Origin of the sequence: Candidatus Syntrophosphaera sp. (assembly GCA_019429425.1) — a bacterium.
Lineage (GTDB): Bacteria > Cloacimonadota > Cloacimonadia > Cloacimonadales > Cloacimonadaceae > Syntrophosphaera.
Genome location: JAHYIU010000112.1, coordinates 1 through 5,578 on the forward strand (window position 1 = coordinate 1; position 5,578 = coordinate 5,578).

Annotated in this window: 3 protein-coding genes and 1 pseudogene; 1 reads left to right on the top strand and 3 read right to left on the bottom strand. The window is 54.4% G+C overall.

The annotated features are described in order from the left end of the window. The first annotated feature begins 470 nt into the window (after positions 1-470). Positions 471-1,625 (top strand): alanine racemase, encoded by a 1,155-nt coding sequence (alr, locus tag K0B87_09145; GenBank protein MBW6514901.1) that lies wholly within the window; start codon positions 471-473, stop codon positions 1,623-1,625. A 267-nt stretch (positions 1,626-1,892) separates the two neighbouring features. On the opposite strand, the gene K0B87_09150 is transcribed toward alr, so the two are convergent. The 3 genes and pseudogenes from K0B87_09150 to K0B87_09160 form a co-directional block, all read right to left on the bottom strand. After that, positions 1,893-3,365 (bottom strand): hypothetical protein, encoded by a 1,473-nt coding sequence (locus K0B87_09150; GenBank protein MBW6514902.1) that lies wholly within the window; start codon positions 3,363-3,365, stop codon positions 1,893-1,895. A 390-nt stretch (positions 3,366-3,755) separates the two neighbouring features. Continuing rightward, a pseudogene (locus tag K0B87_09155) lies at positions 3,756-5,226 on the bottom strand (catalase). Positions 5,227-5,255: 29 nt separating this feature from the next. After that, positions 5,256-5,578: hypothetical protein (locus K0B87_09160; GenBank protein ID MBW6514903.1), on the bottom strand; the 323-nt coding region annotated here is incomplete at its 5' end.

Below are 5,578 nucleotides of genomic sequence, written 5' to 3' on the forward strand. Positions count from 1 at the left end.
TAGTGACAAAATAGTGGGGAATCCAGGGACTTTTCATCGATCGGGACGATGAATCTCCGGATGTTGTAGATAACTTTCCGAATCATGCCCTGTCATGCCAGTATAAAGCAATTACGCAAAGGTCTTTGTATATGATTGATGAACTTGGCTCCCTACAAAGCGAGATGGTGATGGCCTTGTCAAATCCGGAATGAACAACCAGCGGACTGCCGATCTCCGAAGCGGCAGACGCAGCAAAGCTGACTTCAGAAGCGATCTTTGACCGCTGAGGCAAGGCGGAATTTGCCACCCCTTTCAGCCGCAAATGAAAAGCTGGTCCCCTTGGTTTGAAAGAGAGCCGCAGAAAACTTCTCTCCTCTGGCGGGCAAACAGGTTTTTCTTGACAGTTGAGCTTGTGCCTGGCGTTTCGTGTTTTATGGATTAAGAGAAAAGAATTCCGACCGCAACTCAATTGAGGCAGGAGGTATGGCATGCTGCATTCCAGTTGGATTGAACTCGACCGCGCCGCCCTGAACAAGAATATCCGCTATTTGCGTAAACGGGTCGGGGAAAAGGTGGTGTTCGTTTCCGTGATCAAAGGCAACGCCTATGGCCATGGCATCGAGCAATTTTTGCCCCTGGCTGAAGCGGCTGGAGTGCGGAATTTCGCCGTTTATGACGCCTTCGAAGCCAGCCGCGCCCTGCAGGTCAAGGCCCCGGAAACAAATTTGATGATCATGGGAATGCTGGATGAGGATCAGCTGGATTGGGCCATCGCCCAGAACATTGCCTTCTTTGTCTTTACTGAAGAGCGTCTGGCCGCCGCCAGCGGGGAAGCCCGCAAACAGAAGAAGAAGGCCCTGGTCCATCTGGAGCTGGAAACGGGAATGAACCGCACCGGCCTGGATGAAGAGGAACTGCCGCGGATCATGCAAGCGATCAAAAAGAACAGCCGCCATCTGCAGTTCGAGGGAGTTTGCACCCACTTTGCCGGGGCTGAGAGTATCGCCAATTATCATCGCATCCAGCAACAATACCAGCAGTTTGAGAAGTTGACCAAGATTTTGAAAAGAGGCGGGATCAAGCCCCGTTTTTACCACAGCGCCTGTTCCGCCGCGGCTCTGATCTATAAGCACACGATCATGGATCTGGTGCGTTTTGGCATTGCCCAATACGGTTTTTGGCCCAGCATGGAAACCAAAATGAACAACCTGCTCTCCGCGGAATCCAAATTCACCCGCGATCCACTGAAAGCGATCCTCAGTTGGAAAAGCCGGGTCATGAGCATCAAGACGGTTGACAAGGGCAACTTCATCAACTATGGAAACGCCTTTCTCAGCACCAAAAACATGAGGCTGGCTACCGTGCCCATCGGCTATCACCACGGTTACAGCCGCAGCCTGGGAAATGCAGGCCACGTGCTGATCCACGGTCGAAGAGCGGATGTGGTGGGCATGGTCAACATGAACATGTTCATGGTCAACGTGACCAATATACCGGGCGTAAAGGTCGGCGACGAGGTTGTTTTGATCGGCAGGCAAGGCGACCTGAGCATCTCCGTCGCCTCCTTTGCCGAACTGACCAAAATGGTCAATTACGAGCTGCTTTCCCGCCTGCCCTACCAAATACCCAGGATCGTGGTCTAGACCAGCCTGGATGAGGATGGGGCACCAGAACCTAGGCTTCAGTCTGTTGTTGCCCGGAATTCATTACGAGGCAAAAAACCAAGAACGCGGATGCGGAGGGAAAGCATACGGACCGCTGGATTCATCCGGTGAAGTGAACCCGCACAAAGCTCCCAAAAACCAGATGACTCTGGTGTTCTGGAGGCCCCCGGAACCACCTCCCGGATTCGCTGCGCTTGATTGCGAAGCCCCGAAGACGGTCCAATAGTATCCTTGCAGGTTGGTTCTTTATTCCTCCACCACCGCCGTGACCCTGTAGAATCCCGCGGGCTGAGCATTGGAGCCAAACCACCAGCAATTGGTGGCGAGAGGCAGAACTGGGGTATATGGCCCCTCAGGGTCCTCGGCCCAGAAGACCTGATAGTGGTCTGGCGTAAGCGGATAACCGTTGATATCTTGAGTGACCGGCGACCAAGTCAGGTAGCAAATGAATTCGATGGCGCTGATACTCAAGTTCTGAGGGGAGAGGGGTATGTTCGTACCAAATCTCAGTTTGGCCAGGAACATTTTCATCACCTCGTCTGGGTAACTAAACAGGAACGGGCCAAATTCCGCTGTACTGATGAAAGAACCTGTCACAAAGCTATTTCCGGCGCCATCCACTTCAATATCGCAACCAAGGTCGTTGTCGTTTCCCCCTGCCCATTGAACCCAGAGCCAGTTGCCCGCGGGATCGAGTTTGGCGGCGAAGATATTGTCCCCGTCGCGCCAGGGTAGCACATGGGACCCGAAGGTGGCAGTGCCGTTGTAATAACCGGTGACATAGATGTTCCCGGCGCTGTCCACGTTCACGCCCGATGCTTTGTCATATTGGGGACCGCCCCCCGCCACTGCAAACTCCAGGACAAACGCGGGCAGGATCTTGGCCACGAAAACATCGAATAAACCATTGCTGATCAGGGTAACCGGCCCGAAGTAGGCGGTTCCGTAAAAAGAGCCCGCCAGAAAGACGTTCCCGGCACTGTCTGCCGCAAGGTCCCAGCCGTAGTCGCCGCCTACACTCCCGGCTCCCATCACTCCGATAAAGAGGCCAGCGGGGTCGAATTTTGCCAGGAAGATATCATCAGCGCCGTAGCTGTTGAGCGTGCTTGTATAAAAAGTCGCGGTAATTTCGTAAGAACCTGTCACATAGATATTGCCAAAGCTGTCCCGGATCACGTCTTGGCCTGCGTCCCAACCGGGCCCTCCCGCCCTGATCGCCACCAGCCAGGCACCCAGCTCACCCAACACAGTCAGGAATATGTCGCTGGCGCCGCTGCTGGTGAGCGAAGTGGAGCCAAAGCTGGCGATGGATTCAAATGAGCCGGTGACAAAGATCAAGCCGGCGCCGCCAACTGTTATGGCGTTTCCAAAGTCATGATACGGCCCGCCCGCCCGGCTGGCCCAGACCCAATTTCCGGCGGGATCAAGCTTGGCCACAAAGATGTCGGACAGGCCCGCGCTGGTGATTACACTTCCCCCAAAAGTAGCACTGGCATAGAAATAACCGGTCACAAAGGAGTTACCCGATGCATCCACATCCAGGCAATTGCCGCAGTCCACACCAGGTCCGCCCGCGGAATTGGCCCAAAGCCAGTTGCCATCTGGATCGGCTTTGGCAACAAAGACATCCCGGTAGCCGTTTGAATTCAGTGTGAACGCCCCAAAGACCGCTGTGCCCTTGAACCAACCTGTTACATAGATGTTTCCGGCGCTGTCCATGGCCACATCCTCACCACTTTCCCCGATTAGCCCGGCGGGCGTTTGAACCCAATCCCATCCCGGAGCCTGAGGCCAGGCCAAGGCCGTCAGGAACCCCAAGCAAAGAAAAATCAACACATGTTTCATCGTTCCTCCCTGGCTCCCCATCATTGCCAAAATGCACGGGAAACCACGAGACAATTTATTTTTCAATAGATCTGAATGCCATTCGGTTGTCAAGGAATATTTTCACTTGCCACAGATGCTAATGTTGCTGATAATTGTATGCCTTTAGTGAATTCACACAATAAAGAATGCCCAAGGATTACCAGTAATAAACTCAACCAGAGCAAAAAAAGACCCGGTGACTTTCACCGGGCCATGTTCATGCATTTTGTCGGGGTTGTCAGGTCAACTGGCCGGCACTTCGCCCATCGGGATGCCGCTGGCTTTGGCGACACCTTCACCATAGGCGGGATCGACCTTCCAGCAATTGACGATGTGGCGGATCTTGATCTCCTTGGGCGCGTCACCCATGTTGCGGGCGGTGTTATCATAGAGGGCCTGTTTCTGCTGGGAGCTCATCAGCTTGAAAAGTTCGCGGGGCTGGCTGTAATAGTCATTGTCGTCGGCGTGGAAATCATAGCGGTCGGCATCTCCCTCGAGCGGATAGGGGGGTTCGGAGAAATCCGGCTGGTCCTGCCATTCGCCAAAAGAATTGGGATCATAACCCAAAGTGCCGCCGTAGTTTCCATCCAGCCGCAGGTCGCCATCGCGGTGGAAGCTGTGAGCCTCATTGCGGGATTTGTTGACCGGGATCTGGTGGTGGTTGATCCCCAGGCGGTAGCCCTGCGCGACGCCGTAGGAAAAGAGCCGCGCCTGCAGCATGCGGTCGGGCGAATAGCCAACTCCGGGAACGATGTTGGCGAGGGTGAAAACGGCCTGTTCCACATCCTGGAAATAATTCTCCGGATTGCGGTTGAGTTCCATCACGCCGACCTCGATCAGCGGCCATTTCTTCTTGGTCCAGACCTTGGTCACGTCGAAGGGGTTGAAGGGAACCTGGTTGGCCTCTTCCTCCGTCATCACCTGGATGGACAGCGTCCAGCGGGGAAAATCGCCTTTTTCAATGCTGTCAAAGAGGTCGCGCTGATGGCTTTCGCGGTCTTTGCCGACCAGGGCTTCGGCCTCGGCGTCAGTAAGGTTTTTGATGCCCTGCTGGGTCTTGAAATGGAATTTGACCCAGACCCTGTGGTTGTCCTTGTCATACATGGCGAAGGTATGGCAGCCGTAACCGTTCATGTGCCTGTAGGACAAGGGTATGCCGCGGTCGCTCATGGTGATGGTGACTTGATGGATCGCCTCCGGCAGCGAACTCCAAAAATCCCAGTTGTTTTTGGCGCTGCGCAGGTTGGTCTTGGGATCGCGCTTCACGGCGTGGTTGAGCCCGGGAAACCTCAGCGGGTCGCGGAAAAAGGAAGACCGGGGTGTTGTTGCCCACGATGTCCCAGTTTCCTTCCTCGGTGTAGAATTTGACGGCGAAACCGCGAATGTCGCGTTCCGCGTCCGCCGCGCCTCGTTCGCCGGCGACCGTGGAGAAGCGTGCGAAGAGCTCGGTTTTCTTACCTATCTCGGAGAAGATCTTGGTCTTGGTGTACTTGGTGATGTCATTGGTGACGGTGAAAGTTCCGAAAGCGCCTGAGCCTTTGGCATGCATGCGGCGTTCGGGTATGACCTCGCGATCGAAATGGGCCAGTTTCTCCACCAGCCAGACGTCTTCCATCAACAGCGGGCCACGCTTTCCGGCTGTCTTGATGTCATTGTTGTTCGTCACCGGGGCGCCGGATACGGTGGTGAGTTTTTTCTTTTCCTTGTCTTCCATGTTTGTCTCCTTATATTGTTTTTGCTTTTCTATCTTGAGTTTGTATTGGTATCTTGGTTTGTCTTATCCGCCCGGACCCAGAAATCGCGGCCTATCCTGCGGATCCTGAATCTGATGCCGGGAAGATATGCAAAAAGGTCCCTGACCTCGTCATGGCTGTACAAAAAGAGGGGGCATTTCCTTTTGTAGCGCAGTTTCCTCTGCCAGGCCAGGAATCCGCCGGAAGCGGGAAAACTGAGGAAGAGGCTTTCCCTGGTCAGTGTCAGCGCGTGGATGACTGCCTCGCGGGCATTGGCAACATAATCCATAAAACCCATCATGATCGTGTAATCAAAGGGTTCAAGGTCATCAA